General features: G+C 54.0%; 23 protein-coding genes. 18 read left to right on the forward strand and 5 right to left on the reverse strand.

What is annotated here, in order from left to right:
* Positions 1-4: 4 nt before the first annotated feature.
* From rpsH to GF111_RS14905, 16 genes are all read left to right on the forward strand, one after another.
* Entirely contained in the window at positions 5-397 is a 393-nt protein-coding gene (gene rpsH / locus GF111_RS14830) for a 30S ribosomal protein S8 (protein ID WP_004929753.1), read from the forward strand.
* A gap of 14 nt (positions 398-411) precedes the next feature.
* Positions 412-945, forward strand: coding sequence for a 50S ribosomal protein L6 (gene rplF, locus GF111_RS14835; protein ID WP_004929751.1), 534 nt, complete (start codon positions 412-414; stop codon positions 943-945).
* Between the two features lie 9 nt (positions 946-954).
* Entirely contained in the window at positions 955-1,308 is a 354-nt protein-coding gene (rplR, locus tag GF111_RS14840; protein WP_047729713.1) for a 50S ribosomal protein L18, read from the forward strand.
* Positions 1,309-1,322: 14 nt separating this feature from the next.
* On the forward strand, positions 1,323-1,823 hold the full coding sequence (rpsE, locus tag GF111_RS14845; RefSeq protein ID WP_004929747.1) for a 30S ribosomal protein S5: 501 nt from the start codon (positions 1,323-1,325) through the stop codon (positions 1,821-1,823).
* Between the two features lie 6 nt (positions 1,824-1,829).
* Positions 1,830-2,009: a 50S ribosomal protein L30 gene (gene rpmD, locus GF111_RS14850; RefSeq protein ID WP_048232028.1), complete on the forward strand. Its 180-nt coding sequence runs from the start codon at positions 1,830-1,832 to the stop codon at positions 2,007-2,009.
* A 3-nt stretch (positions 2,010-2,012) separates the two neighbouring features.
* On the forward strand, positions 2,013-2,447 hold the full coding sequence (gene rplO / locus GF111_RS14855) for a 50S ribosomal protein L15 (RefSeq protein ID WP_004929742.1): 435 nt from the start codon (positions 2,013-2,015) through the stop codon (positions 2,445-2,447).
* A 7-nt stretch (positions 2,448-2,454) separates the two neighbouring features.
* Positions 2,455-3,786 (forward strand): preprotein translocase subunit SecY, encoded by a 1,332-nt coding sequence (gene secY / locus GF111_RS14860; protein ID WP_004929740.1) that lies wholly within the window; start codon positions 2,455-2,457, stop codon positions 3,784-3,786.
* Positions 3,787-3,819: 33 nt separating this feature from the next.
* On the forward strand, positions 3,820-3,936 hold the full coding sequence (gene rpmJ, locus GF111_RS14865; RefSeq protein ID WP_002227352.1) for a 50S ribosomal protein L36: 117 nt from the start codon (positions 3,820-3,822) through the stop codon (positions 3,934-3,936).
* Positions 3,937-4,084: 148 nt separating this feature from the next.
* The gene (rpsM, locus tag GF111_RS14870) at positions 4,085-4,441 is read left to right on the forward strand and encodes a 30S ribosomal protein S13 (RefSeq protein ID WP_004929734.1); all 357 of its coding nucleotides are present in this window, start codon (positions 4,085-4,087) and stop codon (positions 4,439-4,441) included.
* 16 nt (positions 4,442-4,457) lie between these two features.
* On the forward strand, positions 4,458-4,847 hold the full coding sequence (gene rpsK / locus GF111_RS14875; protein WP_004929731.1) for a 30S ribosomal protein S11: 390 nt from the start codon (positions 4,458-4,460) through the stop codon (positions 4,845-4,847).
* A gap of 30 nt (positions 4,848-4,877) precedes the next feature.
* A complete protein-coding gene (rpsD, locus tag GF111_RS14880) occupies positions 4,878-5,498 on the forward strand; it encodes a 30S ribosomal protein S4 (RefSeq protein ID WP_025304496.1) in 621 nt (206 codons plus the stop codon).
* Between the two features lie 25 nt (positions 5,499-5,523).
* Complete coding sequence (gene rpoA, locus GF111_RS14885) at positions 5,524-6,513, forward strand: DNA-directed RNA polymerase subunit alpha (RefSeq protein WP_002919219.1); 990 nt, start codon at positions 5,524-5,526, stop codon at positions 6,511-6,513.
* Between the two features lie 40 nt (positions 6,514-6,553).
* Positions 6,554-6,943 carry a 50S ribosomal protein L17 gene (gene rplQ, locus GF111_RS14890; RefSeq protein WP_004929726.1) on the forward strand — a complete coding sequence of 130 codons (390 nt, stop codon included), beginning with the start codon at positions 6,554-6,556 and terminating at the stop codon, positions 6,941-6,943.
* 148 nt (positions 6,944-7,091) lie between these two features.
* Positions 7,092-7,466, forward strand: a complete 375-nt coding sequence (locus GF111_RS14895; RefSeq protein ID WP_047729714.1) for a DUF1992 domain-containing protein — start codon at positions 7,092-7,094, stop codon at positions 7,464-7,466.
* Positions 7,466-7,897, forward strand: a complete 432-nt coding sequence (gene zntR / locus GF111_RS14900; RefSeq protein ID WP_033636251.1) for a Zn(2+)-responsive transcriptional regulator — start codon at positions 7,466-7,468, stop codon at positions 7,895-7,897. The genes GF111_RS14895 and zntR overlap by 1 nt, the downstream gene beginning before the upstream one ends.
* Before the next feature lie 75 nt (positions 7,898-7,972).
* On the forward strand, positions 7,973-8,179 hold the full coding sequence (locus tag GF111_RS14905) for an alternative ribosome-rescue factor A (RefSeq protein ID WP_047729715.1): 207 nt from the start codon (positions 7,973-7,975) through the stop codon (positions 8,177-8,179).
* Positions 8,180-8,236: 57 nt separating this feature from the next.
* On the opposite strand, the gene mscL is transcribed toward GF111_RS14905, so the two are convergent.
* The 5 genes from mscL to def all read right to left on the reverse strand — a co-directional run bounded on the left by mscL (position 8,237) and on the right by def (position 13,056).
* Entirely contained in the window at positions 8,237-8,653 is a 417-nt protein-coding gene (gene mscL, locus GF111_RS14910) for a large-conductance mechanosensitive channel protein MscL (RefSeq protein WP_025304493.1), read from the reverse strand.
* 137 nt (positions 8,654-8,790) lie between these two features.
* Positions 8,791-10,167: a Trk system potassium transporter TrkA gene (gene trkA / locus GF111_RS14915; protein WP_004929716.1), complete on the reverse strand. Its 1,377-nt coding sequence runs from the start codon at positions 10,165-10,167 to the stop codon at positions 8,791-8,793.
* A gap of 55 nt (positions 10,168-10,222) precedes the next feature.
* On the reverse strand, positions 10,223-11,512 hold the full coding sequence (gene rsmB / locus GF111_RS14920) for a 16S rRNA (cytosine(967)-C(5))-methyltransferase RsmB (RefSeq protein WP_047729716.1): 1,290 nt from the start codon (positions 11,510-11,512) through the stop codon (positions 10,223-10,225).
* A gap of 72 nt (positions 11,513-11,584) precedes the next feature.
* The gene (gene fmt / locus GF111_RS14925; protein WP_147190974.1) at positions 11,585-12,529 is read right to left on the reverse strand and encodes a methionyl-tRNA formyltransferase; all 945 of its coding nucleotides are present in this window, start codon (positions 12,527-12,529) and stop codon (positions 11,585-11,587) included.
* 17 nt (positions 12,530-12,546) lie between these two features.
* Entirely contained in the window at positions 12,547-13,056 is a 510-nt protein-coding gene (gene def, locus GF111_RS14930; RefSeq protein WP_047729718.1) for a peptide deformylase, read from the reverse strand.
* A 133-nt stretch (positions 13,057-13,189) separates the two neighbouring features.
* Here def and dprA point away from each other — a divergent pair, with 133 nt between their 5' ends.
* Together dprA and smg are read left to right on the forward strand one after the other, a co-directional pair.
* Entirely contained in the window at positions 13,190-14,311 is a 1,122-nt protein-coding gene (gene dprA, locus GF111_RS14935; RefSeq protein WP_048232025.1) for a DNA-protecting protein DprA, read from the forward strand.
* Positions 14,283-14,756 carry a DUF494 family protein Smg gene (smg, locus tag GF111_RS14940; RefSeq protein WP_033650013.1) on the forward strand — a complete coding sequence of 158 codons (474 nt, stop codon included), beginning with the start codon at positions 14,283-14,285 and terminating at the stop codon, positions 14,754-14,756. The genes dprA and smg overlap by 29 nt, the downstream gene beginning before the upstream one ends.
* Positions 14,757-14,769 lie beyond the last annotated feature (13 nt).

A 14,769-nucleotide genomic window follows, 5' to 3' on the forward strand; every position in this document is an offset into this window, starting at 1 on the left:
ACAGATGAGCATGCAAGATCCGATCGCGGATATGCTGACCCGTATCCGTAACGGTCAAGCCGCGAACAAAGTTGCGGTCACCATGCCTTCCTCCAAGCTGAAAGTGGCAATTGCCAACGTGCTGAAGGAAGAAGGTTTTATTGAAGATTTCAAAATCGAAGGCGACGCCAAGCCTGTTCTGGAACTGGTACTGAAGTACTTCCAGGGCAAAGCTGTGGTAGAAAGCATTCAACGTATCAGCCGTCCAGGTCTGCGCATCTACAAGAAAAAAGATGAGCTGCCAAAAGTTATGGCCGGTTTGGGTATCGCTGTTGTTTCTACCTCTAAAGGTGTTATGACCGATCGTGCAGCTCGCCAGGCTGGTCTTGGTGGCGAGATTATCTGCTACGTAGCTTAATTCGGGAGGAAAGAATGTCTCGTGTTGCAAAAGCACCCGTCGTCATTCCTGCCGGCGTAGAGGTAAAACTCAACGGTCAGGTTATTTCGATTAAGGGTAAAAACGGCGAGTTGACTCGTACTATCCACGACGCCGTTGAAGTGAAGCAAGAAGCTAACGCACTGACTTTCGCTCCGCGCGAAGGTTTTGCTAACGCATGGGCTCAAGCGGGTACCACGCGCGCTCTGCTGAACGCAATGGTTGTTGGTGTTACCGAAGGCTTCACCAAAAAGCTTCAACTGGTAGGTGTTGGTTATCGTGCTGCCGTTAAAGGCAACGTGGTGAATTTGGCCCTGGGCTTCTCTCACCCTATCGATCACCAGCTGCCGGCAGGTATCACTGCTGAATGCCCAAGCCAAACTGAAATCGTGCTGAAAGGCGCTGATAAGCAGGTCATTGGCCAGGTAGCAGCAGATCTGCGCGCTTACCGTCGTCCTGAGCCTTACAAAGGCAAAGGTGTTCGTTACGCCGACGAAGTCGTGCGTACCAAAGAGGCTAAGAAGAAGTAAGGTAACACTATGGATAAGAAATCTGCTCGTATCCGTCGTGCGACCCGCGCACGCCGCAAGCTCCAAGAGCTGGGTGCAACCCGCCTGGTGGTACATCGTACCCCGCGTCACATTTACGCACAGGTGATTGCTCCAAACGGTTCTGAAGTACTGGTAGCCGCTTCTACTTTAGAAAAAGCTATCGTGGAGCAACTGAAGTATTCCGGTAACAAAGACGCAGCAGCAGCCGTAGGTAAAGCTCTGGCTGAGCGCGCGTTGGAAAAAGGGATTGCGAAAGTATCCTTTGACCGTTCCGGTTTCCAATATCATGGTCGAGTCCAGGCACTGGCAGATGCTGCCCGTGAAGCTGGCCTTCAGTTCTAAGGAAGAGGTTTAAGATGGCTCACATCGAAAAACAAGCTGGCGAACTGCAGGAAAAGCTGATCGCGGTAAACCGCGTATCTAAAACCGTAAAAGGTGGCCGTATTTTCAGCTTTACCGCACTGACTGTAGTTGGTGATGGTAACGGTCGCGTTGGTTTTGGCTACGGCAAAGCACGCGAAGTTCCAGCAGCGATCCAGAAAGCGATGGAAAAAGCCCGTCGCAACATGATGAACGTCGCGCTGAACAGCGGCACCCTGCAGCACCCTGTTAAGGGCGCTCACACGGGTTCTCGCGTGTTCATGCAGCCTGCTCATGAAGGTACCGGTATCATCGCGGGTGGTGCAATGCGCGCCGTTCTCGAAGTTGCTGGGGTGCACAACGTATTGGCTAAAGCTTATGGTTCCACTAACCCGATCAACGTGGTTCGTGCAACTATCGACGCTCTGGCGAATATGAAGTCTCCTGAAATGGTCGCTGCTAAGCGTGGTAAATCCGTTGCCGACATTCTGGGGTAATTGACCATGGCTAAGACTATTAAAGTTACACAAACTCGCAGCTCAATTGGCCGTTTGCCGAAGCATAAAGCTACTCTGCTCGGTCTGGGTCTGCGTCGTATTGGTCACACCGTAGAGCGCGAGGATACTCCTGCTGTTCGCGGTATGGTCAACCTGGTTTCCTACATGGTTAAAGTTGAGGAGTAACAGATGCGTTTAAATACTCTGTCTCCGGCTGAAGGTGCCAAGCATGCGCCTAAGCGTGTAGGTCGTGGTATTGGTTCTGGCCTGGGTAAAACCGGCGGCCGTGGTCACAAAGGTCAGAAGTCTCGTTCTGGCGGTGGCGTACGTCGTGGTTTCGAAGGTGGTCAGATGCCTCTGTACCGTCGTCTGCCGAAATTCGGCTTCACTTCACGCAAAGCGATGATCACGGCAGAAGTTCGTCTGTCTGAACTGGCTCTGGTTGAAGGCGATGTTATCGACCTGAACGCGCTGAAAGCCGCTAACGTAGTTGGTGTCCAGATCGAATTCGCGAAAGTTGTACTTTCTGGCGAAGTCGCTCGTCCGGTAACCCTGCGTGGTCTGCGTGTCACCAAAGGCGCTCGTGCTGCTATCGAGGCTGCTGGCGGTAAAATTGAGGAATAAGTAGCAGATGGCTAAGCAACCAGGATTAGATTTTCAAAGTGCTAAAGGCGGGCTCGGCGAGCTGAAGCGCAGACTTTTGTTTGTAATCGGCGCGCTGATTGTCTTCCGTATCGGCTCTTTCATTCCGATTCCTGGTATCGATGCCACTGTGCTTGCCAAATTGCTTGAGCAGCAGAGAGGCACTATCATTGAAATGTTTAACATGTTCTCTGGTGGTGCCCTCAGCCGTGCTTCTATCTTTGCTCTGGGGATCATGCCGTATATCTCGGCGTCGATCATTATCCAGCTGCTGACGGTGGTTCATCCAGCGTTGGCGGAAATCAAGAAAGAAGGGGAGGCTGGCCGTCGCAAGATTAGCCAGTACACCCGTTACGGTACGCTGGTATTGGCCATATTCCAGTCGATCGGTATTGCTACCGGTCTGCCGAATATGCCTGGTATGCAGGGCCTGGTGTTAAACCCAGGCTTTGCATTCTACTTTACTGCGGTTGTGAGCCTGGTAACCGGGACAATGTTCCTGATGTGGCTGGGTGAGCAGATTACTGAGCGCGGTATCGGCAACGGTATCTCGATCATTATCTTCGCGGGTATTGTAGCGGGGCTCCCGCCGGCAGTGGCCCATACTATCGAGCAAGCGCGGCAAGGCGACCTGCACTTCCTCCTGCTGCTGTTGGTTGCAGTATTGGTGTTTGCAGTAACCTTCTTCGTTGTTTTCATCGAACGTGGTCAACGTCGTATCGTCGTTAACTATGCGAAGCGTCAACAAGGTCGTCGTGTTTATGCAGCACAGAGTACACACTTACCGTTGAAAGTGAACATGGCGGGTGTTATCCCGGCGATTTTCGCTTCCAGCATTATTCTGTTCCCGGCCACGATTGCATCATGGTTTGGGGGCGGTACCGGTTGGAACTGGCTGACTACGATTTCGCTGTATTTGCAGCCAGGGCAACCGCTTTATGTGTTACTCTATGCGTCTGCAATCATCTTCTTCTGTTTCTTCTACACGGCGTTGGTCTTCAACCCGCGTGAGACAGCAGATAACCTGAAGAAGTCCGGTGCCTTCGTACCAGGAATTCGTCCGGGAGAGCAAACGGCGAAGTATATCGATAAAGTAATGACGCGTTTAACCCTGGTGGGCGCGATGTACATTACTTTCATCTGCCTGATCCCGGAGTTCATGCGTGATGCAATGAAAGTACCATTCTACTTTGGTGGTACCTCGCTACTGATCGTGGTTGTCGTCATCATGGACTTTATGGCTCAAGTGCAAACTCTGATGATGTCAAGTCAGTACGAGTCTGCATTGAAGAAAGCAAATCTGAAAGGCTATAACCGCTAGTCAGATTCGTTTGAGAAGTTACGGAGAGTAAAAATGAAAGTTCGTGCTTCAGTCAAGAAATTATGTCGTAACTGCAAAATCGTTAAGCGTAACGGTGTCGTTCGTGTGATTTGCAGCGCCGAGCCGAAGCATAAACAGCGTCAAGGCTGATTATCTCGCATATTTTTCTTGCAAAGTTGGGTTGAGCTGGCTAGATTAGCCAGCCAATCTTTTGTATGTCGCACTGCAACACTATTTGAGTATCCTGAAAACGGGCTTTTCAGAATGGTGTTGCTGTATAAAATAGTAGGAGTGCATAGTGGCCCGTATAGCAGGCATTAACATTCCTGATCATAAACATACCGTTATCGCCTTAACGTCGATCTTCGGTATCGGTAAAACCCGTTCACAGGCTATCTGTGCATCCACGGGTATTGCTGAAAATGTTAAGATCAGTGAGCTGTCTGAAGAGCAAATCGAAAAGCTTCGTGATGCAGTTGCCAAATACACCGTTGAGGGTGATTTGCGTCGTGAAATTACCCTGAGCATCAAGCGTCTTATGGACCTTGGTTGCTATCGTGGTTTGCGTCATCGTCGTGGTCTGCCGGTACGCGGTCAGCGCACCAAGACCAACGCTCGTACCCGTAAGGGTCCGCGCAAGCCGATCAAGAAATAATCGGGGTTATTGAATAATGGCAAAGGCACCTGTTCGTACACGTAAGCGTGTAAGAAAGCAAGTCTCTGACGGCGTGGCTCATATCCATGCTTCTTTCAACAACACCATCGTTACCATTACTGATCGTCAGGGTAATGCTTTGGGTTGGGCAACAGCCGGTGGTTCCGGTTTCCGTGGTTCTCGTAAGTCCACTCCGTTCGCAGCACAGGTTGCAGCAGAACGTTGTGCTGACGCAGTAAAAGAATACGGTATCAAGAACCTGGAAGTTATGGTTAAAGGACCTGGTCCTGGTCGTGAGTCTACTATCCGCGCTCTGAACGCGGCTGGTTTCCGCATCACTAATATTACTGATGTGACTCCGATCCCTCATAACGGTTGTCGTCCGCCGAAAAAGCGCCGCGTGTAACGCAGCTTTTAGGATTGTTGGAGAAAGAAAATGGCAAGATATTTGGGTCCTAAGCTCAAGCTGAGCCGTCGTGAGGGCACAGACCTGTTCCTTAAGTCTGGCGTTCGCGCGATCGATTCCAAGTGTAAAATTGAACAAGCACCTGGTCAGCACGGTGCGCGTAAACCGCGTCTGTCTGATTACGGTGTTCAGTTGCGTGAGAAGCAGAAAGTTCGCCGTATGTACGGCATTCTGGAGCGTCAATTCCGTAACTATTACAAAGAAGCAACCCGCCTGAAGGGCAACACCGGTGAAAACCTGTTGCAGCTGCTGGAAGGTCGTCTGGACAACGTTGTTTACCGTATGGGCTTCGGCGCTACTCGTGCAGAGTCACGTCAGCTGGTTAGCCACAAAGCAGTTATGGTAAACGGTCACGTTGTTAACATCGCTTCTTATCAGGTATCTCCGAATGACGTAGTCAGCATCCGCGAGAAAGCTAAAAAGCAGTCTCGTGTTAAAGCTTCTCTGGAGCTGGCTGAGCAGCGTGAAAAGCCGACTTGGCTGGAAGTTGATGCTGCTAAGATGGAAGGCGTGTTCAAGCGTATGCCTGAACGTACCGATCTGTCTGCGGACATTAACGAACACCTGATCGTCGAGCTTTACTCCAAGTAAAGCTTAGTACCAAAGAGAGGACACAATGCAGGGTTCTGTGACAGAGTTTCTAAAACCGCGCCTGGTAGATATCGAGCAAGTCAGTTCGACGCACGCCAAGGTGACCCTTGAGCCTTTAGAGCGTGGCTTTGGCCATACTCTTGGCAACGCACTGCGCCGTATTCTGCTTTCATCTATGCCGGGTTGCGCGGTGACCGAGGTTGAGATTGATGGTGTACTGCATGAGTACAGCACCAAAGAAGGCGTACAGGAAGATATCCTGGAGATCCTGCTCAACCTGAAAGGGCTGGCGGTGAGAGTTCAAGGCAAAGACGAAGTTATTCTTACCCTGAATAAATCTGGCATTGGCCCTGTGACCGCTGCCGACATCACCCATGATGGTGATGTCGAAATCGTCAAGCCTCAGCACGTGATTTGCCACCTGACTGATGAGAACGCGGCTATCAGCATGCGTATCAAAGTTCAGCGCGGTCGCGGTTATGTGCCGGCTTCTGCCCGAATTCATTCGGAAGAAGATGAGCGCCCAATCGGTCGTCTGTTGGTTGACGCCTGCTACAGCCCTGTAGAGCGTATCGCCTACAATGTTGAAGCTGCGCGTGTAGAACAGCGTACTGACTTGGATAAGCTGGTCATCGAGATGGAGACCAATGGCACGATCGATCCTGAAGAGGCGATCCGCCGTGCGGCCACCATTCTGGCTGAACAACTTGAAGCTTTCGTTGACCTGCGTGATGTACGTCAGCCGGAAGTTAAAGAAGAGAAACCAGAGTTCGATCCGATCTTGCTGCGCCCTGTTGACGATCTGGAATTGACTGTCCGCTCTGCTAACTGCCTCAAGGCAGAAGCTATCCACTACATCGGTGATCTGGTACAGCGTACCGAGGTTGAGTTGCTGAAAACGCCAAACCTGGGTAAAAAATCTCTTACCGAGATTAAAGACGTGCTGGCCTCACGTGGTCTGTCTCTGGGCATGCGCCTGGAAAACTGGCCGCCGGCAAGCATTGCTGACGAGTAACCGGATCACAGGTTAAGGTTTTACTGAGAAGGATAAGGTCATGCGCCATCGTAAGAGTGGTCGTCAACTGAACCGTAACAGCAGCCATCGCCAGGCTATGTTCCGTAACATGGCCGGCTCTTTGGTTCGTCATGAGATCATCAAGACGACCCTGCCAAAAGCAAAAGAGCTGCGTCGCGTTGTTGAGCCGCTGATTACTCTTGCCAAGACCGACAGCGTAGCTAATCGTCGTCTGGCATTCGCCCGTACTCGTGATAACGAGATCGTGGCAAAACTGTTTAACGAGCTGGGCCCGCGTTTCGCGAGCCGTGCCGGTGGTTACACTCGCATTCTGAAGTGTGGCTTCCGCGCAGGCGACAACGCGCCGATGGCATACATCGAGCTGGTTGATCGTGCTGAGTCTCAAGCAGAAGTAGCAACTGCAGAGTAATCTGTAGACGCGTAAAAAAACCGGGCTTGCCCGGTTTTTTTACGTCCAAATCCAGCCAAATGAGCGTAATTTCCCCGCTGCGCTTAAGATCCCCGCCCCTATCCGCTATGCTAAGGCTTCATCATTAGGCTTACCGAGGCTGTCTATCATGGGGTTGCTCGATCAATGGGCGGAACGTCATATCCTTGATGCCCAGGATAAAGGCGAGTTCGACAATCTGCCCGGCCAGGGCCAACCGTTGACGCTGGAAGATGACAGCGCGGTGCCGGCTGAACTCCGCGCCGGTTACCGTCTGCTGAAAAATGCCGGTTACCTGCCACCGGAGCTGGAAGATCGCAAAGAGGCGTTGACCGTTGCTCGCTTGCTGCAAGGGATTAGCAGTGAGCATCCGGACTATGTCGAACTCAGCAAACGCATGGCGCTGCTGGAGCATCGATTGCGTCAGGCTGGGATGAGTACGGATTTCTTGCATGGCGAATATCAGCGTGCATTGGACGGCAAATTCACCCGGGAGGAGAAGTAATGTTCAAGATAGGTCAGTTGGCCAAGCTTGCCGAAGTAACGCCGGATACCGTGCGTTACTATGAAAAGCAGGGCATGATGGATCACAATGTCCGCACCGAAGGCGGTTATCGGCTCTACACCGAGCAGGATCTGCAGCGGCTGCGCTTTATTCGCTATGCCAAGCAGCTGGGGTTTACTCTGGAAACGATCGCCGAACTGCTGTCGATCCGCGTCGATCCTGAGCATCATACCTGCCAAGAGTCGAAGTCGATCGTCGATGCGCGCCTGAGCGAAGTGGAAAGCAAGTTGGCGGAGCTGACTCGTATGCGCGAATCGCTGAAGCGGCTGAGTGATGCCTGCTGCGGCACTGCCCATACCAGCAATTATTGCTCTATTCTGGAGGCCTTGGAACAGGGCGCAAGCGATGAAAAAGGCAAAAAAGGTTGCTGACGGCACTTTAATTTTTATACCGCCGGCAGTATTATCGCCCCGTTTTATTACCCCACCTTTTACAGGAGCATTATCATGACGAAATATCGTCACACTAAAGGTCAGATTCAAGATAACGCCATTGAGGCGCTGCTGCATGATCCGCTATTCCGTCAACGAGTAGAAAAGAATGTGAAAGGCAAAGGCAGCTATCGGCGTAAAGAAAAACACAACAAAGGCGGTAACTGGGAGGCCAGTGGTAAACTATCAAACGATAAGTTACCACTGGCCTTCTGGTTTTAAGCATTAAAAAAGCCACCTTCATCAGGTGGCTTTTTATTGGCATAACCAAACGCTGTTTTACAGTTTTGGCTGCTGTTGCTGGCTCAGCAGGTCACGGATTTCCGTCAGCAGTTTCTCTTCTGCGGTAGGTGCTGGCGGCGCTGCCGGGGCTTCTTCCTGCTTGCGGCGCATTTTGTTCATCAATTTAATTGCCAGGAAGATGGCGAAGGCGACAATCACGAAGTCGAATACGGTTTGAATGAATGAACCGTAGTTCATTACCACCGCCGGGACGGCGCCCTGAGCTTCACGTAATACCAGATGGAACTGTTTAAAGTCGACGCCGCCGATCAATAGGCCCAGCGGGGGCATGATGATATCGGCCACGAAGGACGAAACAATCTTGCCGAATGCAGCACCGATAATCACACCGACGGCCAAATCGACCACGTTGCCACGCATGGCAAATTCGCGAAACTCTTTCAACATACTCATAGAACGCACCCCTTGCAGAATTAATAACTCAAGTTTAACAAAGCAATTTCCCTTTGCCACAAAAGGAGAGAAGTTTTATCTCCCCCCAAGGCAGAGAACAACTACGCGATTATAGACCATCGCCTAATAAATTCGTTCTACAAGAAGAACGGGCTCGGTTGGAACAAGCGTTCAACGTCCGGCACGAATTTCTTGTCGGTAATAAACATGATGACGTGATCGCCCTGTTCGATTTTGCTATTGCCGTTGGCGATGATCACGTCGTCGCCACGCACGATCGCACCGATGGTGGTACCTGGTGGCAGCTTGATGTCTTCGACGATGCGGCCGACCACTTTGGACGTGCTTTCATCACCGTGGGCAATCGCTTCGATCGCTTCTGCCACGCCGCGGCGCAGCGATGAAACGCTGACGATATCCGCTTTGCGCACGTGCCCCAACAGGGCGGAGATGGTCGCCTGTTGGGGGGAAATGGCAATATCGATCACGCTGCCTTGCACCAGATCGACATAGGCGCGGCGCTGGATCAATACCATTACCTTCTTGGCGCCCATGCGTTTGGCCAGCATGGCGGACATGATGTTGGCCTCATCGTCGTTGGTGATAGCGATGAAGACATCCACTTGCTCGACGTGCTCTTCGGCCAGCAGCTCCTGGTCGGAGGCATCGCCGTAGAACACGATGGTATCGTGCAGCTGCTCGGCCAGTTCGGCGGCGCGTTGCTGGTTTCGCTCGATAAGTTTGACGTTGTAGTCTTTTTCCAGCTTGGCGGCCAGGCCGGCGCCGACGTTGCCGCCACCGACGATCATGATGCGCTTATACGGTTTTTCCAGCCGCTGCAGTTCGCTCATCACCGCGCGGATGTGTTGTGATGCGGCGACGAAGAACACTTCATCACCGGCTTCGATAATGGTCGAGCCTTGCGGCCGGATAGGTCTGTCCTGGCGAAAAATAGCGGCGACGCGGGTGTCGATATGCGGCATGTGTTCGCGCATCGAAGAGAGCGCATTGCCGACCAGCGGGCCACCGTAATAGGCTTTAACCGCGGCGATGCTGACCTTGCCTTCGGCGAAATTGACCACCTGCAGTGCGCCGGGGTATTCAATCAGCTTGTAGATATAGTCTATGACCAACTGTTCCGGTGAAATCAGATGGTCGATCGGTACCGCTTCCGGCAGGAACAGTTTCTCCGACTCGCGGATATATTCCGGCGCGCGGATACGGGCGATACGGTTGGGGGTATTAAACAGAGAATAGGCGATCTGGCAGGCGATCATGTTGGTTTCGTCGGAGTTGGTGACGGCGACCAGCATGTCGGCGTCTTCCGCGCCGGCTTCGCGCAGCACCCGAGGGTGAGAGCCGTGCCCCTGAACCACGCGCAGATCGAATTTATCCTGCAGCTGACGCAGACGACCGGAATCGGTATCGACGACGGTGATATCGTTGTTTTCACCCACCAGGTTTTCCGCCAGCGTCCCGCCAACCTGACCGGCACCAAGAATAATTATTTTCATCGTGTTCTCTGCTTCACACTGAAAGACTTAGGGCGCGCGTGCACGCCCCGAAGCATTACATTTTAATCAGCTTAGCGTAAAAGAAGCCATCGCCATCCTCGGGATGCGGGATATTCTGCCGCCCTGGCCGCTGCGCATCGCCGGTTTCAACCAGTTTGGCATCGGCGTGGTGCTGCAAGAACGCGGCGATCTGGCTGCTGTTTTCATCCGGCAGGATAGAGCAGGTGGCGTAAACCATCACGCCGCCCGATTTCAGATGGGGCCAGACGGCTTCCAGGATCTCTGCCTGCAGCGCGGCGAGTTCTGCGATGTCGCGATCGCGGCGCAGCCATTTGATGTCGGGGTGACGGCGGATCACGCCGGTGGCGGAACAAGGTGCGTCCAGCAGGATCCGGTCGAACTGCTTATCACCGCACCATTGCTGCGGGGTGCGGCCATCACCCAGCTTAACTTCGGCATGCAAACGCAGGCGCTGCAGGTTTTCTTTCACCCGCGCCAGGCGCTGTTCGTCGATATCGACCGCCATGACGTGCGCTTTCGGTGCCGCTTCCAGAATATGCGTGGTTTTGCCGCCAGGCGCGGCGCACAAATCGAGGATCTGTTCACCGTCTTGCGGATCCAATAGATCGACACAGCCCTGGGCTGAGGCATCTTGCACGGTGACCCAGCCGTCGGCGAACCCAGGCAGATCGGTCACGGCGCAAGGCGCCAGCAAACGCACTGCATCGGCATAGTCTGCGTGAGGTTCTGCTGCGATGCCGGCGTCGTTCAACAATTGCAGATAAGCTTCCCGAGTGTGATGCAGGCGGTTGACGCGCAGCCACATCGGTGGCTTCTGGTTATTGGCGTCGACGATCTGTTCCCAGTTGGCGGGATAGGCTTGTTGAAGGCGTTTCAGCAACCAGCTTGGGTGCAGATAGCGGCTGTCATTGTTGGCGGCGCGCTGCAGCAGCTCTTCCTGCTGGCGCTGGAATTGCCGCAAGACGCCGTTAATCAGGCCTTTCAACTGCGGGCGTTTCAGCGCTACCGCGCCCTCCACGGTTTCCGCCAATACGGCGTGCGCCGGGATACGGGTATACAGCAGCTGATAGAGGCCGACCATCAGCAAATAATGCAGCGTACGTTGCTTGCCGGTCAGCGGCTTGGCCATCAATTGCTGAATGCACCATTCGAGCTGCGGCAGCACGCGCAGCGTGCCGAAACACAGTTCCTGCAGCAACCCGCGATCTTTATCGCTGATGGTGGTTTGGAGCGCCGGCAGGACGGTGCTGAGCGACTGCCCTTGATCCAGCACCTGGCCGATGGCTTTGGCAGCGATGCTGCGGAGATTGTAATTATTTTTCATAGGCTGAAGCTGATAACGATCGGCATTAAGAAAATAACGGCCCGGCGATGAACGGCCGGGCAGTGGGGTGGCTTACAGCCGGTTACCCGGGGTAAACCATTCACGACGTGAATTTAAAAGGTCTTGCGCCGACATCGGTTTCTTGCCGGCGGGCTGCAGTTGGATCAGATTGAGGATGCCGTCGGCGGTCGCCACCTGAATGCCGTGCTTGTCGGCATGGACAACGGTGCCTGGCTCCGCGTTGGCGCTTTGCGCCAGTACGCTGGCTTGCCACACTTTCACCGGTTGATCGTCGATGGTGAAGTAGCTGACCGGCCAAGGGTTGAAGGCGCGGATACAACGCTCCAGCTGAGCGGCGGACAGTGTCCAGTCCAGGCGAGCTTCTTCTTTGCTCAGCTTCTCTGCGTAGGTGACCAGCGCTTCGTCCTGCACTTCGCGGGTGGCGCTGCCGCTTGCCATTTGGCGCAGCGTAGTCAGCATGCCCTGCGGGCCGAGCTGTGCCAGCTTGTCGTAGAGACTGGCGCTGGTATCGCTGCTCTCAATCGGGCAGGCAATCTTGTGCATCATGTCACCGGTATCGAGACCGACGTCCATCTGCATGATGGTCACGCCGGTTTCGCTGTCGCCGGCCCAGAGAGAACGCTGGATCGGTGCCGCGCCGCGCCAGCGAGGCAGCAGCGAGCCATGTACGTTGATGCAACCGAGACGCGGCATATCCAGCACCGCCTGCGGCAGGATCAGCCCGTAGGCAACCACCACCATCACGTCGGCGTGGAGTTCGGCCACCAGGCGTTGGTTCTCTTCGGGGCGCAGCGATTTGGGCTGAAAGACCGGCAGTTGGTGTTGTTCAGCCAGCACTTTGACCGGGCTTGGCGTCAGCTTATTGCCGCGGCCCGCCGGGCGGTCGGGCTGGGTAAAAACGCCGACAATCTGGTGCTCAGATGACAACAGCGCGTCAAGATGACGCGCTGCGAAGTCTGGTGTTCCGGCGAAAGTAATCCGTAAAGAGTCAGACACGTTGATTTCCTGATCGGTTAGGCGCGGGCTTGAAGCTTGGCCATTTTTTCCAGTTTCTGACGAATGCGCTGACGCTTGAGCGGCGACAGGTAATCGACGAACAGTTTACCCATCAGGTGATCCATCTCGTGCTGGATGCAGATCGCCAACAGATCGTCCGCTTCCAGCTCGAAAGGTTTGCCTTCGCGATCCAGCGCGCGGATCTTCACCTGCGCGGCACGGGGTACCAACGCACGCTGTTCGGGAATGGAAAGACAGCCTTCCTCGATGCCGGTTTCGCCGCTTGTTTCCAGCAGTTCCGGGTTGATCAGCACCAGGCGCTGATCGCGATTCTCGGAGACGTCGATCACGATAATGCGCTGATGGATATCCACCTGAGTCGCAGCCAGGCCAATGCCTTCCTCTGCGTACATGGTTTCAAACATATCATCCACGATGCGCTGGATATCTGCATTGACTTCTTTTACCGGCGCTGCGACTTTGCGCAGACGCTCGTCTGGGAAATGTAATACCTGCAAGACTGACATATATCTTTAGATCTGTATCCGAGTAATGAACGAGGTTTAACCTCTATTCTAGACATTTCCCGGCCTGATTGACAGCATTGCGCACCAATTGCTCAGATTGGTAATACCACCGTTTTTGCTGAGGGAACAGACGATGCGGCCGGAAGAGATCGCTTTACGGATGCGAGGGGTAACGGGGCTGCAGACCGTTGTGGCCAGCCGGATCGCGCGGCAGCTATCGCAAATGGGGTGCGAGCCTCGCAGCGCGTTGCGTGAACTGGGATTGAACGAACGGCAGCAGACGCAGTTCAACCAGGTGGATCCCGGTTATTTGGCGGCGACCCTGCGTTGGCTGGAGGAGCCGGCGCACCGTATGCTGAACTACGGAGCGGCCGGCTATCCGGAACGCCTGGCCCAGATCGACGATGCGCCGCTGTTTCTGCTGATCGAGGGCGATCCTCAGGCGTTGCTGCGTCCGCAGCTCGCCATGGTTGGCAGCCGGCAGTTCAGCCACTACGGCGAGCGTTGGGCCAATTATTTCGCCGAGGAATTGGCGCGTTGCGGTTTCACCATCACCAGCGGTTTGGCGATCGGCATCGACGGCATTTGCCATCGCGCAGCGCTGGCGGCCGGGGGTTGCACGGTAGCGGTGTTGGGCAGCGGGCTGGCCAATGTTTATCCGCGCCGGCACCGCAGGCTCGCGGAGCAGATTGTCGAGCAGGGTGGCGCGGTGATTTCAGATCATTTGGTCACCGATTTACCTCTGGCCGACCATTTTCCGCGCCGTAACCGCATTATCAGCGGACTGAGCCAGGGCGTTTTGGTCATAGAAGCCTCGTTGCGCAGCGGTACTCTGGTGACGGCTCGCTATGCGCTGGAGCAGGGGCGTGAAGTGTTCGCCTTGCCGGGGCCGTTAGGGAACCCGATGAGCGAGGGGACACATTGGCTGATCCAACAGGGCGCGCACCTGGTCACCGGGCCTAAAGATATCGCAGAATTGCTGGGAAGCGGCCTTCACTGGCTGCCACTGAACGAAAATACAACTATTTGTGCGTCGCAGGCTGAAGTTGAATTGCCATTTGCCGATGTGTTGGCTAACGTAGGAGATGAGGTGACACCTGTTGACGTCGTCGCTGAACGTGCCGGCCAACCTGTGCCAGTGGTGGTAATCAAGTTACTCGAACTGGAGTTAGCAGGCTGGATCGCAGCTGTACCCGGCGGCTATGTCCGAATAAGGAGGGCAAGCCATGTTCGACGTACTCATGTACTTGTTTGAAACTTATATCCACAATGAACCAGAGATGCGCGTCGATCAGGATCAACTGACTGATGATCTCGCTCAGGCGGGGTTTCATCGGGATGATATCTACAACGCGTTGAATTGGCTTGAAAAGTTGGCTGACCTGCAAGAAGGTCAAAATGCGCCTTACTTTATGGATGCCGATCCGCTGGCGATGCGGATCTACACCGAAGAGGAAAGCGCGCGTCTGGACGCCGGCTGCCGTGGTTTTCTCCTGTTCCTGGAACAGATTCAGGTATTGAACCTCGAAACCCGTGAAATGGTTATCGACCGCGTTATGGCCTTGGATAATGCGGAATTCGATCTCGAAGATCTGAAATGGGTCGTGTTGATGGTGCTGTTTAATATCCCCGGATATGAAAGCGCCTATCAGCAAATGGAAGAACTGTTGTTTGAAGTGAACGAAGGTTATCTGCATTGAGCCGATAACGCGC

The sequence above is a fragment of the Serratia sp. HRI genome, assembly GCF_010119335.3.
In the GTDB taxonomy this organism is placed as follows: domain Bacteria; phylum Pseudomonadota; class Gammaproteobacteria; order Enterobacterales; family Enterobacteriaceae; genus Serratia; species Serratia nevei.

Excerpts from the sequence above, each read along its gene's own strand:
- rpsH (WP_004929753.1), top strand. The coding sequence starts at position 5 with ATGAGCATGCAAGATCCGATCGCGGATATGCTGACCCGTATCCGTAAC.
- rplF (WP_004929751.1), top strand. The coding sequence starts at position 412 with ATGTCTCGTGTTGCAAAAGCACCCGTCGTCATTCCTGCCGGCGTAGAG.
- rplR (WP_047729713.1), top strand. The coding sequence starts at position 955 with ATGGATAAGAAATCTGCTCGTATCCGTCGTGCGACCCGCGCACGCCGC.
- rpsE (WP_004929747.1), top strand. The coding sequence starts at position 1,323 with ATGGCTCACATCGAAAAACAAGCTGGCGAACTGCAGGAAAAGCTGATC.
- rpmD (WP_048232028.1), top strand. The coding sequence starts at position 1,830 with ATGGCTAAGACTATTAAAGTTACACAAACTCGCAGCTCAATTGGCCGT.
- rplO (WP_004929742.1), top strand. The coding sequence starts at position 2,013 with ATGCGTTTAAATACTCTGTCTCCGGCTGAAGGTGCCAAGCATGCGCCT.
- secY (WP_004929740.1), top strand. The coding sequence starts at position 2,455 with ATGGCTAAGCAACCAGGATTAGATTTTCAAAGTGCTAAAGGCGGGCTC.
- rpmJ (WP_002227352.1), top strand. The coding sequence starts at position 3,820 with ATGAAAGTTCGTGCTTCAGTCAAGAAATTATGTCGTAACTGCAAAATC.
- rpsK (WP_004929731.1), top strand. The coding sequence starts at position 4,458 with ATGGCAAAGGCACCTGTTCGTACACGTAAGCGTGTAAGAAAGCAAGTC.
- rpsD (WP_025304496.1), top strand. The coding sequence starts at position 4,878 with ATGGCAAGATATTTGGGTCCTAAGCTCAAGCTGAGCCGTCGTGAGGGC.
- rpoA (WP_002919219.1), top strand. The coding sequence starts at position 5,524 with ATGCAGGGTTCTGTGACAGAGTTTCTAAAACCGCGCCTGGTAGATATC.
- rplQ (WP_004929726.1), top strand. The coding sequence starts at position 6,554 with ATGCGCCATCGTAAGAGTGGTCGTCAACTGAACCGTAACAGCAGCCAT.
- GF111_RS14895 (WP_047729714.1), top strand. The coding sequence starts at position 7,092 with ATGGGGTTGCTCGATCAATGGGCGGAACGTCATATCCTTGATGCCCAG.
- zntR (WP_033636251.1), top strand. The coding sequence starts at position 7,466 with ATGTTCAAGATAGGTCAGTTGGCCAAGCTTGCCGAAGTAACGCCGGAT.
- GF111_RS14905 (WP_047729715.1), top strand. The coding sequence starts at position 7,973 with ATGACGAAATATCGTCACACTAAAGGTCAGATTCAAGATAACGCCATT.
- mscL (WP_025304493.1), bottom strand. The coding sequence starts at position 8,653 with ATGAGTATGTTGAAAGAGTTTCGCGAATTTGCCATGCGTGGCAACGTG.
- trkA (WP_004929716.1), bottom strand. The coding sequence starts at position 10,167 with ATGAAAATAATTATTCTTGGTGCCGGTCAGGTTGGCGGGACGCTGGCG.
- rsmB (WP_047729716.1), bottom strand. The coding sequence starts at position 11,512 with ATGAAAAATAATTACAATCTCCGCAGCATCGCTGCCAAAGCCATCGGC.
- def (WP_047729718.1), bottom strand. The coding sequence starts at position 13,056 with ATGTCAGTCTTGCAGGTATTACATTTCCCAGACGAGCGTCTGCGCAAA.
- dprA (WP_048232025.1), top strand. The coding sequence starts at position 13,190 with ATGCGGCCGGAAGAGATCGCTTTACGGATGCGAGGGGTAACGGGGCTG.
- smg (WP_033650013.1), top strand. The coding sequence starts at position 14,283 with ATGTTCGACGTACTCATGTACTTGTTTGAAACTTATATCCACAATGAA.